At 66.1% G+C, this 251-nt stretch carries 1 pseudogene; it reads right to left on the bottom strand.

Going from position 1 to position 251, the window contains the following annotated elements:
* A pseudogene (locus CFB18_RS15405) lies at window positions 1-251 on the bottom strand (hypothetical protein); the annotation flags it as partial.

Genomic DNA, 251 nt, shown 5'->3' with positions numbered 1-251 from the left:
AGCTGCGCTTGGGTCTGGGCCTGGTGGGCCAGGAACTCCTGACGATGGGCAGTGAAAGCCTCTCCCAGGCGCTGGAGGTTCTCCTCGGTGCGACGCTGGGCCTCCGCCAACCCCAGCTGGGTCTCGGCCAGGTTATGGACGGTCTCGCTGAAAGCGTGGACAACCTCAGTCAGGTTGCGGACGGCCCCGTTGAGCTCGGTAAGCTGCGCTTGGGTCTGGGCCTGGTGGGCCAGGAACTCCTGACGATGGGC

This window comes from Thermoflexus hugenholtzii JAD2 (genome assembly GCF_900187885.1).
GTDB classification, from domain to species: domain Bacteria; phylum Chloroflexota; class Anaerolineae; order Thermoflexales; family Thermoflexaceae; genus Thermoflexus; species Thermoflexus hugenholtzii.
The sequence above is the reverse complement of the archived record's forward strand: the minus strand, read 5'-3'. Positions and strand labels throughout refer to the sequence as shown.